This window comes from Roseburia sp. AF22-2LB, from assembly GCF_003461125.1.
GTDB lineage: Bacteria > Bacillota > Clostridia > Lachnospirales > Lachnospiraceae > Roseburia_C > Roseburia_C amylophila.
Map to the genome: position 1 here is coordinate 86,817 of NZ_QTWM01000002.1, position 17,672 is coordinate 104,488.

Sequence of the window (17,672 nt, forward strand, 5' to 3'; positions counted from 1 at the left end):
CACTATGAATATACATTTAGATATGTACCAGACCTTAGCTGTTGCTGTGCTGGTACTCATGCTAGGGAGTTTTTTACGAAAGAAAATACATTTTCTGGAAAAATTCTGTATTCCGGCACCCGTTATCGGCGGTCTGCTCTTTGCGATTTTCACCTGTATCTGTTACAGCACCGGAGTTGCAGAATTTTCCTTTGATGATACCCTGCGGGAAGTATGTATGGTATTCTTCTTTACTTCCGTAGGATTTCAGGCTAACTTAAAAGTCTTAAAAAGTGGTGGGAAATCCATGGCAGTATTTTTAGGACTGGTCATTACCCTTATTATTACCCAGAACTTTCTTGCCGTTGGATTATCCAAACTATTAGGATTAAATCCATTAATCGGTATGTGTACCGGTTCCATTCCAATGGTGGGCGGACATGGTACAGCAGGTGCTTTTGGACCGGTACTGGAGGATTTCAATATCCATGGTGCCACTACCATCTGTACCGCTGCTGCTACCTTCGGTCTGATTACAGGAAGCCTGATTGGCGGTCCTTTAGGAAAACGCCTGGTAGAAAAGAAAAATCTTCTCTCTACTGTTGCTTCCGAAGATGACAGCCTCTTAGTGGAAGATGAGAAAAAACACGAACGCCATACCAACATGTATGCTTCCGCTGTTTTCCAGCTTATCCTTGCCATTGGACTTGGTACTATTTTCTCCTATTTTCTGACAAAAACAGGACTGACTTTTCCAATTTATATTGGTGCCATGTTAGCAGCCGCACTGATTCGTAATATTGTGGAATACTCCCATGGCAATGCCACGATCCATATGGGAGAAATTAATGACCTGGGTGGTATTTCCCTGTCATTATTTCTTGGTATGGCTATGATTACTTTAAAATTATGGGAACTGGCTTCTCTGGCACTTCCGCTTATCATTTTATTAAGCTCACAGGTCATTCTGATTGCTGTATTTACTTACTTTATTGAGTTCAATATTATGGGGCGGGATTATGATGCAGCAGTCCTTGTTGCAGGTACCTGCGGATTCGGTATGGGTGCCACACCAAATGCCATGGCAAATATGCAGGCTCTCTGCGACCGCTATGTTCCATCCGTCAAAGCATACCTTCTGATTCCACTGGTGGGAAGTCTGTTTGCCGATTTCATCAACAGCCTTGTAATTACATTTTTTATTAATATTTTGTAAATAAAGGAGCACCTTATGTTTCATTTTAAAAATAAAATCAAGAATGCAAGAAAAGAACGTGAAAAGAAAAATTATGATCTGACTTATGATAATGTTGCCATTCCAGAGGTGCACAAGACATCTTCCACTCCGGATACAGCAGAAAATACCACTGCTGCCTTTCCATCTGAATCTTCCGATGAACAGACTTCCAGTGTCAGCTTTGATAATGTTGCGATTCCGGAAATTCATATACGAAAGAAAAACTAATTTCACTTTTGAATACAGACCGCCGGCAGGAAAAACACATTCCTTTCTTATGTGTTTTTCCTGCCGGCCGTTTTCAATCTTTCCTATTTTTTCAATTTTTCTGTTTCTTTCAATTTTTCTGTTTCTTCAATTTTTCTATTTTCAATCTCTTTCTATCTGCTCAGAATTTCCTTATAAATTTCTTCTGTCTGTGCATCATCCACTCCGCTCATATAATATTGTTTTCCATTTGCCGAAAAATGCAAAAATTTCTTATTCTGCGGATTTAAAAACTCCTGACATTCTCCCTGCTCATAAATCTTAAATGTTCCTTTCTCAAGATTATCCATTCCTGTTCCATTTATCTTAGACCTGCGCGGAAGTTCTGTCACCATTTCCACCTCTTCTATGGTATCCAGCGGAAGCTCATAATCGGTGCGGATATGCTCTGCACAAAGATTGCCATTTTCTATTTCCAGATGAATCGGTGTAAACTCTTCTGCAATCACCCAGGCACATAAAATTGGAATAGTAAGAAATACCAGTGCTGTAAATAGCATTGTTGCTTTTCCAGCTTTTGACGCCATATTTACAGTTGTTCCAATGCCGACTTTTTTATCTACCATCGTATGCGGATCATTAGGATTATAATAAAGAACACCGCCTATCCAGTTTCTATCATCTTCTGTTCCATTGCTTAAATCATGTTTGCCTGCATAAGCCTTTTCCACTTTTCCCAGTCTGATAAATACCGGAATGCATATCACCAGCAGGAGAACTGCATACACTATCATGGCAATAAGCATTATGCTTTCTACCTTCTTATCTACGAATGAAATTGCCAGAAGAAATAATATCAATATGGTATTCATCCAGATACAGCAAAGCCAGAAATTTTTCCAGATATTTTTCTTTGCCCTGCTATAATTGATATTAATGTCACTATCTGAACTGATGACCTGTATCGGCTGTCTGTCCATAATAACTGCGACTAGAAAATAAATGAATCCACAGGCAGCTCCAATCAGACAGGATATTCCAACCATTTTATAAACCGGCAGCGCTAAAGCTGCGCCTATAATGCCTATGGCAAGCGGAAGAAAGAATTGGAAAAAATGTATGCACCGAATGGCTCCCGCATTCTTTAGTTCCACATATCGCTCTGTTGACTGTGTCTCATAGTATCCCTTTTGCCGCTTCCATTCTTTCAGCCGGCTATTGGCAAAGACCAATAGCAGCATCAGTAATATAATTGCTCCAAACATCCATACCAGCCAGATCGTCATCTGGATGGAAAAATACGGTGTCAAAAGACTGCTAAAAGGAATTACCGCAAGCAGCAGCCCATACCATCTCATTTCTCTTTTAAACCGCTTCTGAATTGCCTTTACTTCATCCTCTTCGAACCATTCCGGTTTCATATTTACACCAAAAATACTTCCATTCTTCTGTCCGCTTTGCAGCGCCATTACCACATATACAATAAATAATACCGGATACAATGTTGCAAAAAATATAATATTAAGAAACATCTTCATCACCCCTTATACATATTCCTGCATAATGCTAAAAATTCTTCCTGCGTTATGCCACATATCTTTGCCTCGGAAATCACCTGTTGTAATATTATTTTGGATTTCTCCTGCAGTTCCTTTGTCTCAGTAAATTCATTCCGCACATGAGCGCCATTCCGCCGGTCGGTATAAATATATCCTTCCTGCTTTAATAATGCATATGCCTTATTTACTGTCATAGAATTGATTCCTATCTCTCCTGCCAAAGCCCGGACCGTTGGAAGCTGCTCACCTGGCTTTAACCTGCCATCCGAAATTCCCAGTACAATCTGATTACGAATCTGCTGGTAAATCGGCACTTCCGCTGTCTCATCAATCGATATGACCATCTGAAAACTTCCTTTCTAAACTTCCTTTCTAAATTTTCTTTCTAAAATTTTCTTTGTCTCATTTGTGTTATTAATTATAATACAAATGAGACAAAGATGCAAGGAATATATTCACATCATATATCCAATCTGACAGCATATTATTCTGTTTCATCAATCATCATATGTATCATCTTCTTTACACCTGAAATATCAAATGGACTTTCCGAAGATTCATAAGTAAAAATAACATCCCGCCCCGGCATAAGATAATTTTCTATATATAAATTCTGCTTTCGGATAAAATTTCCTACATAAGATATATTATCCATCATTCCCGCATGTTCCCAATAAAGAATCCGCCCGGTTTCCTTATTTAAAATTGTAAAATCCGGATATATTTCTATCTCTTTTCCTTTCTTTTTTAACTTTAATGGGCGTTCATACTTATATAGCAGAATGTCTTTTTTCTGATGCAGCATATTAGCTATAAGCACTTCTGACTTGGAACGCACCAGTTCCCCATGCTCCGTCTCATATCGTAAATTCTCCGGATATTCTATATTCTGCTCATATTTTTCCTCTTCCCATTCCTTCAAAACAACTTCTTCCGGTTTTAGATATGGTGTGATCAGCTTCTTCCTCTGGTATTCCTGCTCCTCATAAATCTCTCTCATCCATCCTATATCATAATCAGCCTCCACCTGCTGAAGTATTTTTAAATTTCTCTCTGCTTTGGTCTTAAGCTTTTTGCAATAGCTCTTCTGTGCCAGAATACGAATAAAATTCATTTCTCTTAGTGGAAGATATTGTTGTATCATCTTCCCTTCTTCATCTTTCATCTGCCTGTAATAATACGTTTTTCCATTTTTATTATGAATTCTCAGCGTACCACTTGGTGCTTTCTCTTCAAAATGCTTTATATCATTGAGTATCTTCTGCAATTCATTTATTTCATTTTGTATCCAATTTTTCATAAGCATTATTCCTTTCTTTTATAAGATTTAAAGTTCTTATATTCTTTACAGTTCTTGTATTCTTCACAGTTCTTATAGCTTTTACAATTCTTGTATTCTTTACAGCTCTTATAGTTTTTATAGCTCTTATATTTTCATATTTAAACAATGATTCCTATTGTCACATACTTCGCATGATAGTCTGCCTTATGCCATAATCATACTTCTTTTTCTTGCAGCATATATCTAGTATGATTTTTTCAACACTTTTTCAGCTTTCTTCATACTAAAAAACTAGATTCTACTGTTTAGTATGATTTTTTTCATTTTTCAGGGATTTTTTTGATATAAATGGAGATTTTTTCATACTAGAAACTTTAAAAGAACTGAATTAGTATGATTAGACTAAACAATATGATTTGACTATATAATATGATTAAACCAAACAATATGATTTGACTATATAATATGATTAAACCAAACAATATGATTTGACCATATAATATGATTAAACTAAATAATATAATTAAACTAAATGATATGATTACTTTCAAAATATAATTACTTGAATATTATGCCTTAACTGAATTTTGTAATTAAATGGAATTTGATAAAGAAACTTAAGATTTTTCAACAAATAAGCGAATGGATTCGTAATAAGAATATTCTGTTATCATCCTGCCAGAAGAATAAGAACCTGGCAGCAAGCGAAATATAAGGTCATATAACAATCATGCTGCACAAGCTAAAAAGCACTATGCAATATAAAAATGCTATGCAATACAAAAATACTATACAATATAAGTACCATTTCACAAGATAGATAAGCCTCACCATACGGTGAGGCTTATCCTGCATATACAGCATTCCCACGATATATGAGATATGCTGTATATTATATTGTTCCTGTCCAATAATTATTTGTTAGCGATTGCTGCCTGAGCTGCTGCTAATCTAGCGATTGGTACACGGAATGGTGAACATGATACATAGTCAAGACCAATCTTGTGGCAGAATTCAACAGATGAAGGATCTCCACCGTGCTCTCCACAGATACCAACGTGAAGGTTCGGATTAACTGGCTTACCAAGTTTCAGTGCCATATCCATAAGTTTACCAACACCAGTCTGGTCTAACTTAGCAAATGGATCGTTCTCGAAAATCTTCTTGTCATAGTAAGCATCTAAGAACTTACCAGCATCGTCACGGGAGAATCCAAATGTCATCTGAGTTAAGTCGTTAGTACCGAAGCAGAAGAAGTCAGCTTCTTTAGCGATTTCATCAGCTGTAAGAGCAGCTCTAGGAATCTCGATCATAGTACCAACTTCGTACTCTAATTTAACGCCTGCAGCTGCGATCTCAGCGTCTGCTGTCTCAACAACTACTTTCTTAACGTATTTAAGCTCTTCAACTTCACATACTAATGGAATCATGATTTCAGGTTTCACATTCCAATCTGCATGCTCTTTCTGAACTTCGATTGCTGCACGGATAACAGCTTTTGTCTGCATCTTAGCAATTTCAGGATATGTTACAGCAAGACGGCATCCTCTGTGACCCATCATTGGGTTGAACTCATGAAGTCCATCGATGATTGTCTTAATCTGCTCAACAGTTTTGCCCTGAGCATCTGCTAATTTCTTAATATCAGCTTCCTCTGTAGGAACGAACTCATGAAGAGGTGGATCCAGGAAACGAATAGTAACCGGGCATCCTTCCAGTGCTTCATAAAGAGCTTTGAAGTCTCCCTGCTGATATGGAAGAATCTTCTCAAGAGCTGCTTCTCTTTCTTCTACAGTGTCAGAACAGATCATCTCACGGAATGCTGCAATTCTGTCTTCTTCGAAGAACATATGCTCTGTACGGCAAAGTCCGATACCTTCTGCTCCAAGCTCACGAGCTTTCTTAGCATCTGCAGGAGTATCTGCATTAGTACGAACTTTAAGTTTTCTATATTTGTCAGCCCAAGCCATAACACGGCCGAACTCACCAGCGATGGTAGCGTCAACTGTCTTGATTTCGCCATCGTAGATGTTACCTGTTGTACCATCGATAGAGATGAAATCTCCCTCATGGAATTCTTTTCCAGCAAGAGTGAATTTCTTATTCTCTTCGTCCATAGCGATATCACCACATCCGGATACACAGCATGTACCCATACCACGGGCAACTACAGCTGCGTGAGATGTCATACCACCACGAACAGTTAAGATACCCTGGGAAGCTTTCATACCTGTGATGTCTTCCGGAGATGTCTCAAGACGAACAAGTACAACTTTCTCTCCGCGAGCGTTCCAAGCTTCTGCATCTTCTGCTGTAAATACGATCTTACCACAAGCTGCTCCAGGAGAAGCTCCTAAACCTTTTCCGATTGGTGTAGCTGCTTTTAATGCTGCTGCATCAAACTGTGGATGAAGAAGTGTATCTAAGTTACGAGGATCGATCATAGCTACTGCTTCTTCTTCTGTCTTATGTCCTTCATCAACAAGGTCACATGCAATCTTAAGAGCTGCTGGAGCAGTTCTCTTACCATTACGGCACTGAAGCATGTATAACTTCTTGTTCTCTACTGTAAACTCCATATCCTGCATGTCATGGTAGTGATTCTCAAGAGTCTCACAAACCTTGATGAACTCAGCATATGCTTCTGGGAATTCCTGCTCCATCTGAGCGATTGGCATAGGTGTACGAACACCAGCAACTACGTCCTCACCCTGAGCATTGATTAAGAACTCACCCATTAATTTCTTCTCGCCTGTAGCAGGATCACGGGTAAATGCAACACCTGTACCAGACTCATCATTTAAGTTACCGAATACCATAGGCATTACGTTAACAGCTGTTCCCCAGGAATATGGGATATCGTTATCACGACGATATACGTTTGCACGTGGGTTATCCCATGAACGGAATACAGCTTCGATAGCTAATTTTAACTGCTCTACAGGATCAGATGGGAAATCGGTTCCTAACTGGTTCTTGTACTCAGCTTTGAACTGCTCTGCTAATTCTTTTAAGTCAGCGGCTGTAAGTTCAACGTCGAACTTAACTCCTCTGTCTGCTTTCATCTTATCGATGAGCTGCTCGAAATATTTCTTACCAACTTCCATAACAACGTCAGAGAACATCTGGATAAAACGTCTGTAAGAATCATATACGAAACGCTCGAATTTAGGATCTGGGTTTCCAGCGATCATTGCTGCAACTACTTCGTCATTCAGTCCAAGGTTTAAGATGGTGTCCATCATACCTGGCATAGATGCTCTGGCACCGGAACGAACAGAAACAAGTAATGGATTCTTGAGGTCTCCGAATTTCTTTCCATTGATCTCTTCCATTTTCTTAACGCCTTCCATAGCCTGTGCCATGATTTCGTCGTTAATCTTGCGGCCATCCTCATAATACTGAGTACAAGCCTCTGTTGTGATTGTGAATCCCTGTGGTACTGGAAGACCGATATCAGTCATCTCGGCAAGGTTAGCACCTTTTCCACCAAGGAGATTACGCATGGACATGTTTCCTTCACTGAACATGTAAACCCATTTGTTTGCCATTTTGAATTCCTCCTAATAAATTTACTTTGGTTTATTGATATGCGAACATCGTCTGTTATCAACAACAATTGATATCCACAATGTCACCCATTATGCGTGCCACTTGTCCACAAGCGCACATATTTATTTTATCATAATTTTATAGTTTCGCAACCATTTTTTCGAAATCAGACCATTCAGTCATGTAAAAAATAAAGTGTTTGATTTAGAAAGTGAATTTTTCTGCAAAATATGTATCTAAATCTTCGATTTTGATACGCTCCTGCTCCATGGTATCACGGTCACGTACCGTAACTGCTCCGTCTGTTTCTGATTCAAAATCGTAAGTTACACAGAATGGAGTTCCGATTTCATCCTGACGACGATAGCGCTTACCGATATTTCCTCTGTCATCAAATTCGCAGTTGTATTTCTTGGAAAGCTGTGTAAATACTTTCTCTGCACCTTCATTTAATTTCTTGGAAAGCGGAAGCACACCAATCTTAACCGGTGCAAGTGCCGGATGGAAATGAAGAACGGTTCTCATATCCGGTTTCTCTTCTGTTCCGATGTTCTCTTCGTCATATGCTGCACAAAGGAATGCAAGTACCACACGGTCTGCTCCAAGAGACGGTTCAATAACGTATGGAATGTATTTTTCATTCTTGGTATCATCAAAGTAAGACATATCCTGACCGGATGTATTCTGATGCTGTGTCAGGTCATAGTCGGTACGGTCTGCAATTCCCCACAGCTCGCCCCATCCGAACGGGAATAAGAATTCAAAGTCGGTAGTTGCTTTACTGTAAAATGCAAGCTCTGCAGGATCATGGTCACGAAGACGTAATTCTTCATCTTTCATGCCAAGGCTTAACAGCCAGTTATGGCAGAAGGTTCTCCAGTACTGGAACCACTCAAGGTCGGTACCCGGCTCACAGAAGAACTCCAGCTCCATCTGTTCAAACTCTCTGGTACGGAAAGTAAAGTTACCAGGAGTGATCTCGTTACGGAAAGATTTTCCAATCTGTGCAATGCCGAAAGGCACTTTCTTACGGGATGTTCTCTGCACGTTTTTGAAGTTAACAAAAATACCCTGTGCTGTTTCCGGTCTTAAGTATACCGTATTCTTTGCATCTTCAGTTACACCCTGGAAAGTCTTGAACATCAGGTTGAACTGACGGATATCTGTAAAGTTATGTTTTCCGCAGGATGGACATGGAACACTGTTATCTTTGATGAAGTTCATCATTTCTTCCTGACTCCAGCCATCTACAGAAGTCTCTAATGTAATGCCATGCTCTTCTGCATAATCTTCAATAATCTTATCTGCACGGAAACGTTCATGACACTCTTTACAGTCCATAAGAGGGTCTGAAAATCCGCCTAAATGTCCGGAAGCTACCCATGTCTGCGGGTTCATAAGAATGGCACAGTCTACACCAACATTGTATGGATTTTCCTGTACGAATTTCTGCCACCAGGCACGTTTCACATTATTCTTTAATTCTACACCAAGGTTACCGTAATCCCATGTATTTGCCAGTCCACCGTAAATCTCGGAACCCGGATATACAAAACCTCTTGCCTTTGCTAAAGCTACAATTTTTTCCATTGATTTTTCCATAAAATTCTTCCTCGCATTCTATTTATAAATAATATATCTTGCTTCTGCTGTCTCACCAGCAGGAATTTCATCCACAGTTGCAGTGTTCTTATCCTTGACGATTACCCCGGATGAAACATACTGCAGTGTTCCATCAACCGTAACATCTACACCCTTGCTTAATACGATAACATGATAGTCATCATTTTTCATGACATCTTTGCTGTCCGCTGCATCTCCGGCAGCTCCATCTGTTACCGCTACGAAATCTGTATTAAAATCATATCCGGCAGCAATTGCCTGTACCACCGTTCCGGTAAATACGGTATCTCCCACAAATGCAGAATATGCTGTGCTGTCACTGTAATGCATACCAAGCTTTGCGACTCCGTCTTTTACGGAAAGATTTTTTAATTTTACTGTCCCGGCGCCATCATTGTCTTCATATTCTTTGATGGAATCCTTTACATACTGTTCTAACTCATTCTCATCATAATTGTCTTTGTCAAAGTCGCCTACTGCAACTTCTGTGATTCCACCCTTTTTCTCCGGAAAGAGTGTCGTGGTATCTGCATCTTTTGTAGCACCGCAGCCGCCAAATATTCCACAGACTAACAGCATTACAAGGAGTGCACTTATCTTTTTCTTCATACGAACCTCCAAATCCCTATATCTCATAATCTCAACAATTATACTATTTTCGGTTTGGTATTTCAAGCGTTACCTCAGGCAAAATGCCCGGCTTCTCCATAAATCAGAAAAGCCCTTCTAAAAATTGCTCTGATTTAAATGTATGGGGTGCATATTTTTCCCGAAATTCCTTCACCGTCCGAATCAGTTCAAACAACACTTTTTCTGATACTGCAAAATGAAAAAGCTTTGCTGATTCCGTGGTAATAATATACTGCATCGTATAAATGGTAGATGCATCTAACCGTCTGCCATGCTCGGTTTCGCTGCAGGAATCACAAAGAAGCCCGGCGCGCTGCACACTGAAAAACTGCATCGGTTCCTTTCTTCCACATTTCTGGCAGGAAAAAAGATTCGGATATACTCCGTTTAGCACCATCATTTTCAGTTCATAAATCACACGGACCAGCCGGTTATCAAAATTCTTCTTTCCAAGTGCCTTTAAGGACTGGTAAAGAAGCTTTAGCATTTCCCGGTCATCACTGTTTTCCTGGGCATAATATTCTGCCATCTCAAGAAAATAAAATCCATAGTATGTATCATTCAAGTCTGTGGTGAGTTCGGTAAAATAATTTTTAATTTCTGCCCGCACCACATTGTAGGAGGTACGGCCCTCATAGACTTCAAACTGTCCGAAGGAAAAGGGATTGCAGGCTGCCAGCAGTGTACTGTTCGGTCTTCTTGCACCTCTGGCAAACGCCGTAATCTTTCCCCTCTCCAGGGTCAGTATCGTAATTCGTTTGTCATATTCACTGATTGGCATTGCGGTAAGCACCATACCCGTAACCATCACGTTTGTGCCCACGGTCCTGTTCACCTCTTACTTTCTCTTTCAGGCTGCCCAATCCATCCTGTTCTTCTTTTTCCTGTTCCTTAAACTTAAGATAATCATCTACACTTCCGGTCAAAGTAAAATGATTCCAGCTTGCTCTTACAATATGCTTCCTTCCTGCCCTTTCTTCATACTTGTATGAAATTAGGTTTTCCAGAAGCACTTAAGATAATACTGTCAATATTTAGAATTCCTCTTCCCGGTATCCGAAGTTCTTAATCATATAATCGCTGTCACGCCAGTCTTTTTTCACTTTTACCCAAAGTTTCAAATTAACCTTGGCATCTAAGAGGTGTTCAATTTCATATCTGGCATTGGTACCAATCTTCTTTAACATGGCTCCCTGCTTGCCGATAATAATTCCCTTGTGGGAATCCCGCTCACAGATAATCGTAGCATCAATATCAAACATTTTCCTGCCTTTGCGTTTCTTCATCTGGTCAATAGAAACGGCAATTCCATGAGGAATTTCTTCATTTAAAGCATGTAAGGCTTTTTCACGAATCAGCTCTGCCACAATCTGACGCTCCGGCTGGTCAGTAATGGTATCCTCATCATAGAACATCGGACCATACGGCAGATATTTAAAAATCAAATCAATGATAACATCCGTATTTTCTCCCCGCAGTGCAGATGCCGGTACGATTTCCGCAAAGTCATAGACTTTACGATAAGTGTCAATGTACTCCAGCATTTTATCCTTGTTATCCAAGGTATCTAATTTATTGATAACCAGAATAACCGGTGTCTTTACAGTTTTTAACTTTTCAATAATATGCTGCTCTCCTGCGCCGATAAAATCACTCGGTTCCACCAGCCATAAAATGACATCCACTTCATTTAATGTGTGTTCTGCCACATTTACCATAAATTCGCCCAGCTTATTCTTTGCCTTATGGATACCAGGTGTATCCACAAAAATAATCTGTCCTCTGTTTTCATCCGTATAAATAGTCTGGATACGGTTTCTGGTAGTCTGCGGTTTATTGGATGTAATTGCAATCTTCTGTCCAATCAGATGATTCATCAAGGTGGACTTTCCTACATTCGGCCGTCCAATCAGTGTTACAAAGCCTGATTTAAAATTTTCCGTCATACTTACTCCTTCTTATGTATGCTGCGGGACTATTACCCACAGCTTTTAATAAAGATTCTTTACTTCTAAGAACATATCTTTTTCTGCTTCTACATTTTCCTCTGCACCGATGACACACAAGGCATCCTGTGCGAGTACCGCTTCAATAAGCACTGCGAGATTTTTAATGTTTTCCGGCTGTGCATCTAAAACTTCATTTCTCTCACGCTGTAATTCCTCATAAGAAATATTGGTAAGATAAGCACTTACGGAACGCATGCCCTTGGCAGCCGGATTCAACGGGGTATCCATATCACTTACTGTTCCGATGATATATTTTGTCATATCACGTTCATCTGCATCAAAGGCTCTTAAATATGCCGGGATACCTTCGTAAATCTCATTGGTGCTCTTAAGGTTCGGGTCACGGTAAGAAGTGAAATATGCATCTCCATTCCGCATAAATCCGCTCATGCAACCATATGCACCACCCTTTACCCGGACATTAATCCAAAGGTAATCATAGCTTAAAATTACTTTTAAGATACGAAGTGCTCCGGTATAGGAATATCCTTTCGATAAATAATTTCCGGCTCTGGATACATACTGTACTTTGGATGCATCTAAGAAACCTTCATTCTTTTTCTCACAATGGAAGGTAACTGCTTCTCCCTCTTTTGCTCCATCCGGTAAAACAGTTAAGAACTGCGGGAATTTTTCTTCTAACAGCTGATATCCTTCTGCGTCTGCCGTCAGGGAAATCAACAGTCTGTTCTTTACAAATATTTTCTCTGTAAGGCTTCTTAATTTATCCATTAAGAACTGCTTCTTTTCTTCAAAATGTTCTTCTAATTCTGCAATCGTCCGGTACAGTGCAATTCCGCCAACCAGGTCATTGAATCGGGCTACCGGTGAGAAATAAGACATTGCCCGCATGGCAGATACGGAATGTCCGGCAGAGCTTAAGGACATCTGCAGTCTCGATTTGATACGCGCTAAAATCTCATAGAGACGTTTTTCATCTGTAATCTGTGTGCCCATCAGAATCTCAGAAAGAAGTCTAAGCCCCTCTTCTAAATTCTGATAAAGAATCTTGGAACGTACTTCGTATTTTGCATGGAAACTGTCTTTTTTCTTAGTATCCGCATAAATATTAATCTGGGAAGAGATACCGCCGGTCATAAGATTAATCTCATTTGCTAAGTCTGCATAATTATAATGCTCTGTATCCATATAACCAAGTACAGCTTTTAACACCCCAAGGTATGGCAGTTCTTCTTCTGTAATATCACTGATATCAAACATCAGATTCAGATAATGAATGCCATTGGAATAAATGTTGGTATGAATGGTTTCGATGCCATTGCAGCTTACCTTTTCATATACCAGCGGCTGCGCTTCACGCTTCATGTCCTGCCGTTTTAACATCGGAATCTTCATCAGGTCTTCCTTTGGTGACGGCTCTTCCTGATACTGTTTTAAATGCTTTGTATCCTCTACTAACTTATCAATCTCTTCTTCTGATAAGTCTCTCTTATAAGCAGCCAGTTTCTCTTCTAATTCTTTTTCCAGCCTGGCATTTAAGCCTTTTTCCGGTTCAATGGATACATAGGATTTATGGCTGTTATCCAAAAGATATTTCTGAATCAGTTCTTCAAAATATCCTGTTTCAATCTTTTCCTTTAATGCTGCAAATACGTCTAATATTTTAAGATATAAGAATGGTTCGTCATCATCATAAAGCCAGCTGTCCATACAGGATAATCCATAAATTAATCCCTTCGGGAAATTACCGTAATCTGCTTCACGGAATTTGAATTCTTCACTGTTGATTCCTGCTAACAGGGATTTTCTATTGAGACCGTCTTTGACGATTTTCTTTAAAGTATCTTCGATAATTCCTACAAACTTCTCTTCGTCTTCTTTATTGGCATTCTTTGCCACCACAGAAAAAATTGGCTGTAAGGTGCTGTTATCAAATCCGCCCATGATATCTTTTCCGATTCCTGCATCAATAAGTGCCTGCTTCAACGGTGCTCCCGGTGCACTTAATAGTGCATAATCCAAGACATCAAATGCCAGAGTCAGTTCACTCTCAAGATTCGTTCCGATTGCCACATTATAGGAAAGATATGCATTATCCTCTAAGCTTTCGGAAGATGCAATGGAATATGGCTTGCTGATGGTTACCGGCTTTTCAAAAGGAGCCTGCAGCTGAATTGCGGAATCTACTTCGATTTTATCATAATGGCTTAAATATTCTTTATCGAGAAACTCCAGTTTTTCGTCCATATCCATATTTCCATAAAGGTAAATATAAGAATTACATGGATGATAGAATTTCCGGTGGAAATCAAGGTACTGCTCATAAGTAAGCTCCGGAATTACTTCCGGGTCACCGCCGGACTCATTGCTGTATGTGGTATCCGGGAACAGGGAATTTAATACTACACGGTCTAAGACACCCTCCGGAGAAGAAAATGCGCCCTTCATCTCATTGTATACCACTCCATTGATGGTAACCGGTGCATCTTTATCCTCTAATTCATAGTGCCAGCCTTCCTGTTTGAAGATTTCTTCTTTCTTATAGATATTCGGATGGAACACAGCGTCTAAGTATACATCCATCAGATTAGCAAAATCTTTATCATTGCAGCTTGCCACCGGATAAACGGTCTTGTCCGGGTAAGTCATGGCATTTAAGAATGTATTTAAAGAACCCTTCACCAGTTCCACAAACGGATCCTTCACCGGAAACTTGTCCGAACCGCACAATACCGTATGCTCAATGATATGTGGTACGCCGGTGCTGTTCTCTACCGGAGTACGGAATCCAATATAAAAGACCTTATTTTCATCATCATTGGAAATAAGGCTGATTTTAGCTCCACTCTTTTTATGTCGAAGCAGATATCCCTTTGCATGGATGTCTGTCAGATTTTCTTCTTTGATTAATTCATATGCTGTTAACGCTGCTAAATTCAAATGTTTTATCCTCCATGTTCTCATAATCTGACTCACAGTCTTTATCAGTATAACACATTTTTTTTACATTTACACCTGATAAACCTAAAAACAGGAAGACGGATATCCATCTTCCTGCTCTGCGCTTATTTCATATTCAACTCTATACGAATTAACCTAAGCGAACTACGTTAGCTGCCTGAGGTCCTTTTTCTCCTTCTACTACCTCAAATTCAACTGCTTCTCCATCTTTAAGCTCTTTGAATCCATCCATATTTAATGCGGAGAAATGAACGAATACATCATTTCCTTCTGCATCTGAGATAAATCCATAACCCTTCTTTGCGTTAAACCATTTTACAGTTCCCTGCATTTCTTTTTCCTCCTAATACACAATAAATCTAAAAAGTTGCACAAAATTGTGCACGACTACATGGCTAACAGTAGCATATTTTCCAATATTTGTCAAACTTTTTCACTTTTTTGCCCGATTTTATACCGGATTCTTTACGTTGACATCAAGCTGCGGGAACGGAATTTCGATTCCATTTTCATCCAGAGCATTTTTCATCTCCTCAGTCAGTGCCCAGCGGATATCCCAGTATAAATCAGTCGGCACCCACACTCTTGCACCAATGGTAACACTGCTGTCTCCCAATTCCGATACAAAGACCTGCACCGCCTCGTCCTTAAGCCGGCGTTCTTCGGAAAGAAGCAACTGCTCTATCACAGCCTTCGTCTTCTTTAAATCCGCCGAATAGGACACCCCTACTTCCAGGTCAATCCTGCGTTTCTCACTGTAGGTTACATTGGTAAGGCTGCTGTTGGCTAAGATTCCATTTGGAATTACGATAATCTTATTGTCAACACTCTTTAACTTGGTGTAGAAAATCGAAATCTCTGTTACCGTTCCTTCGTTGCCATGGCTGTCTTCTACAATATAATCCCCCACTTTAAACGGTTTTAACATCAGTATTAATACGCCGCCGGCAAAGTTGGATAAGCTTCCCTGCAGTGCCAGGCCTACCGTCAGTCCTGCAGAACCTGCAATTGCCATTACAGATGTGGTTGCAATTCCAAAGAGCGAAAGAATGATTACAATCAAGAAGAAATATCCAATGCACTTGACCAGTGCATCCATAAACTGTTTTACACCCTTGTCAGCATCCTTTTTATCCAGCCATTTCCGGACGAGTTTCCGGAAAAGCTTGATTAACTTTACGCCAATGGCATATACCACGCAGGCAATCACCACCTGAAAGAGAAACGCCAGTAAATCCGGCACCAGCCCCTCCAGGTAAGTACGTACCACGCCCGGTTTCTTCATCTGTTCAATAGCATCGCTGACTTCTTCCGCTGTAATGCCCTCTGTGCTGGCTTCTAATGCGGTCAGATAAAATCCCATTTTAATATCCTCCAGTTATTTATGAAAGTTATTATGAAAGTGCATGAATAAATAATCCACTGCGAAGTTTTGGCTCAAACCAGGTGGATTTCGGCGGCATCAGTCTTCCGGCATCTGCTACTGCAAACAACTCTCCGATGCTGGTCGGATACATGGCAAATGCCACTTTACAGTCACTATGTACTCTGCGCTCCAATTCCTCCAGTCCACGAATTCCACCTACGAAATCAATCCGCTTATCGGTCTTCGGGTCTTCAATGCCAAGTACCGGATGCAGTAACACATTCTGTAAAATTGATACGTCCAGCCCATCTACCGGGTCACTGCTTAAATCCGCTTCTTTCATCCGGCAGGCATACCAGTTATCCCCAAGGTACATGCTGAAACTTCCTTTTTCAGCCGGATGAACCGCTTCCTTCTGTGGTGCTCCCACTTCAAACAGGTCGTTCATCTTTCCAAGGAATTCCTCTTCTGTCATTCCATTTAAGTCTTTTACCACACGGTTATAATCCATAATCATAAGCTGGTCATCCGGGAATAATACGGATAAGAAATAGTTAAATTCCTCAGTTCCGTCATAATCCGGATGCTCTGCTCTCCGCATCAGTCCTACCTTTACTGCGGATGCTGCACGGTGATGACCGTCTGCGATATAAATTTCTTTTATCTTTGCAAATGCTTCCTCGATAGCCGCAATATCTTCTGCCTCTGCAATTCTGTATACACGATGTCCGATTCCATCCTCTGCCACAAAATCATAAAGAGGTGCTGTCTTCTTTACCTTCTCTACCACTGCATTGATGGTATCATTGGAACGGTATGCTAAGAAAATCGGTCCGGTCTGTGCATCACAGATATTTACATGGTTGATTCTGTCCTGCTCTTTATCTGCTCTGGTATTCTCATGTTTTTTAATGACCTGATTCTGATAATCATCAATTGAAGCACAGGCTGTAATACCGGTCTGCACCCTTCCGTCCATGGTCAGTTCGTAAATATAATAGCACGGTTTCTCTTCTTTTACGAAATCACCTTCTGCTACCATATCCCAGAGCATGTCATGGGCTTTCTTATATACCTCCGGTGCATAAGTGTCTACGGAATCATCAAACTGTGTCTCGGCACGGTCAATGCGAAGAAAGCTTTTGTCATGTCCTTCTACCGCTTTCTTTGCTTCTTCTCTGTTATATACATCATACGGAAGTGCTGCAATCTCTGCCGCCTCATCCTCTCTTGGTCTGATACATAAAAATGGTCTGATATCTGCCATTATTTTCTCCTTCCTGCGTAATTGCGAAAAACACGCTTT

At 40.2% G+C, this 17,672-nt stretch carries 15 protein-coding genes; 2 read left to right on the forward strand and 13 right to left on the reverse strand.

Translation table 11 applies throughout. From position 1 onward, the window contains the following. Window positions 1–4 precede the first annotated feature (4 nt). Window positions 5–1,195 (forward strand): sodium/glutamate symporter, encoded by a 1,191-nt coding sequence (gene gltS, locus DWX96_RS03045; RefSeq protein ID WP_118056767.1) that lies wholly within the window; start codon window positions 5–7, stop codon window positions 1,193–1,195. Window positions 1,196–1,210: 15 nt separating this feature from the next. Further along, entirely contained in the window at window positions 1,211–1,444 is a 234-nt protein-coding gene (locus DWX96_RS03050; protein ID WP_117697081.1) for a hypothetical protein, read from the forward strand. A 152-nt stretch (window positions 1,445–1,596) separates the two neighbouring features. Here the strand turns inward: DWX96_RS03050 and DWX96_RS03055 are convergent, their stop codons facing one another. The 13 genes from DWX96_RS03055 to DWX96_RS03115 form a co-directional block, all read right to left on the reverse strand. Beyond that, window positions 1,597–2,955: a DUF5808 domain-containing protein gene (locus DWX96_RS03055; RefSeq protein ID WP_158561811.1), complete on the reverse strand. Its 1,359-nt coding sequence runs from the start codon at window positions 2,953–2,955 to the stop codon at window positions 1,597–1,599. Between the two features lie 5 nt (window positions 2,956–2,960). Next, window positions 2,961–3,326 carry a GntR family transcriptional regulator gene (locus DWX96_RS03060; RefSeq protein WP_117697075.1) on the reverse strand — a complete coding sequence of 122 codons (366 nt, stop codon included), beginning with the start codon at window positions 3,324–3,326 and terminating at the stop codon, window positions 2,961–2,963. Between the two features lie 140 nt (window positions 3,327–3,466). Next, window positions 3,467–4,282 (reverse strand): hypothetical protein, encoded by an 816-nt coding sequence (locus DWX96_RS03065; RefSeq protein ID WP_117840962.1) that lies wholly within the window; start codon window positions 4,280–4,282, stop codon window positions 3,467–3,469. Between the two features lie 896 nt (window positions 4,283–5,178). Further along, entirely contained in the window at window positions 5,179–7,815 is a 2,637-nt protein-coding gene (ppdK, locus tag DWX96_RS03070; RefSeq protein ID WP_117840960.1) for a pyruvate, phosphate dikinase, read from the reverse strand. A 205-nt stretch (window positions 7,816–8,020) separates the two neighbouring features. Beyond that, entirely contained in the window at window positions 8,021–9,418 is a 1,398-nt protein-coding gene (locus DWX96_RS03075; RefSeq protein WP_022243038.1) for a glycine--tRNA ligase, read from the reverse strand. Between the two features lie 18 nt (window positions 9,419–9,436). Further along, window positions 9,437–10,048, reverse strand: a complete 612-nt coding sequence (locus tag DWX96_RS03080) for a hypothetical protein (RefSeq protein WP_118056769.1) — start codon at window positions 10,046–10,048, stop codon at window positions 9,437–9,439. A gap of 103 nt (window positions 10,049–10,151) precedes the next feature. Continuing rightward, a complete protein-coding gene (recO, locus tag DWX96_RS03085) occupies window positions 10,152–10,892 on the reverse strand; it encodes a DNA repair protein RecO (protein ID WP_022243040.1) in 741 nt (246 codons plus the stop codon). Continuing rightward, window positions 10,837–11,082, reverse strand: a complete 246-nt coding sequence (locus tag DWX96_RS03090; protein ID WP_199535182.1) for a YqzL family protein — start codon at window positions 11,080–11,082, stop codon at window positions 10,837–10,839. Before DWX96_RS03090 ends, recO begins: the two co-directional genes overlap by 56 nt. A gap of 21 nt (window positions 11,083–11,103) precedes the next feature. Then, a complete protein-coding gene (gene era / locus DWX96_RS03095; protein WP_022243042.1) occupies window positions 11,104–12,015 on the reverse strand; it encodes a GTPase Era in 912 nt (303 codons plus the stop codon). 45 nt (window positions 12,016–12,060) lie between these two features. After that, complete coding sequence (locus DWX96_RS03100) at window positions 12,061–14,979, reverse strand: insulinase family protein (protein WP_330416137.1); 2,919 nt, start codon at window positions 14,977–14,979, stop codon at window positions 12,061–12,063. Between the two features lie 151 nt (window positions 14,980–15,130). After that, the gene (locus DWX96_RS03105) at window positions 15,131–15,331 is read right to left on the reverse strand and encodes a cold shock domain-containing protein (protein ID WP_022243044.1); all 201 of its coding nucleotides are present in this window, start codon (window positions 15,329–15,331) and stop codon (window positions 15,131–15,133) included. A gap of 120 nt (window positions 15,332–15,451) precedes the next feature. Then, window positions 15,452–16,363, reverse strand: a complete 912-nt coding sequence (locus DWX96_RS03110; RefSeq protein WP_118056771.1) for a mechanosensitive ion channel family protein — start codon at window positions 16,361–16,363, stop codon at window positions 15,452–15,454. Between the two features lie 31 nt (window positions 16,364–16,394). Beyond that, a complete protein-coding gene (locus tag DWX96_RS03115) occupies window positions 16,395–17,633 on the reverse strand; it encodes a DUF1015 domain-containing protein (protein ID WP_118056772.1) in 1,239 nt (412 codons plus the stop codon). Window positions 17,634–17,672 lie beyond the last annotated feature (39 nt).

Coding starts and splice junctions, on each gene's coding strand:
- ppdK (WP_117840960.1), bottom strand. CDS start 7,815: ATGGCAAACAAATGGGTTTACATGTTCAGTGAAGGAAACATGTCCATG.
- DWX96_RS03050 (WP_117697081.1), top strand. CDS start 1,211: ATGTTTCATTTTAAAAATAAAATCAAGAATGCAAGAAAAGAACGTGAA.
- DWX96_RS03075 (WP_022243038.1), bottom strand. CDS start 9,418: ATGGAAAAATCAATGGAAAAAATTGTAGCTTTAGCAAAGGCAAGAGGT.
- DWX96_RS03065 (WP_117840962.1), bottom strand. CDS start 4,282: ATGAAAAATTGGATACAAAATGAAATAAATGAATTGCAGAAGATACTC.
- DWX96_RS03115 (WP_118056772.1), bottom strand. CDS start 17,633: ATGGCAGATATCAGACCATTTTTATGTATCAGACCAAGAGAGGATGAG.
- DWX96_RS03060 (WP_117697075.1), bottom strand. CDS start 3,326: ATGGTCATATCGATTGATGAGACAGCGGAAGTGCCGATTTACCAGCAG.
- DWX96_RS03055 (WP_158561811.1), bottom strand. CDS start 2,955: ATGTTTCTTAATATTATATTTTTTGCAACATTGTATCCGGTATTATTT.
- DWX96_RS03105 (WP_022243044.1), bottom strand. CDS start 15,331: ATGCAGGGAACTGTAAAATGGTTTAACGCAAAGAAGGGTTATGGATTT.
- DWX96_RS03080 (WP_118056769.1), bottom strand. CDS start 10,048: ATGAAGAAAAAGATAAGTGCACTCCTTGTAATGCTGTTAGTCTGTGGA.
- DWX96_RS03110 (WP_118056771.1), bottom strand. CDS start 16,363: ATGGGATTTTATCTGACCGCATTAGAAGCCAGCACAGAGGGCATTACA.
- era (WP_022243042.1), bottom strand. CDS start 12,015: ATGACGGAAAATTTTAAATCAGGCTTTGTAACACTGATTGGACGGCCG.
- gltS (WP_118056767.1), top strand. CDS start 5: ATGAATATACATTTAGATATGTACCAGACCTTAGCTGTTGCTGTGCTG.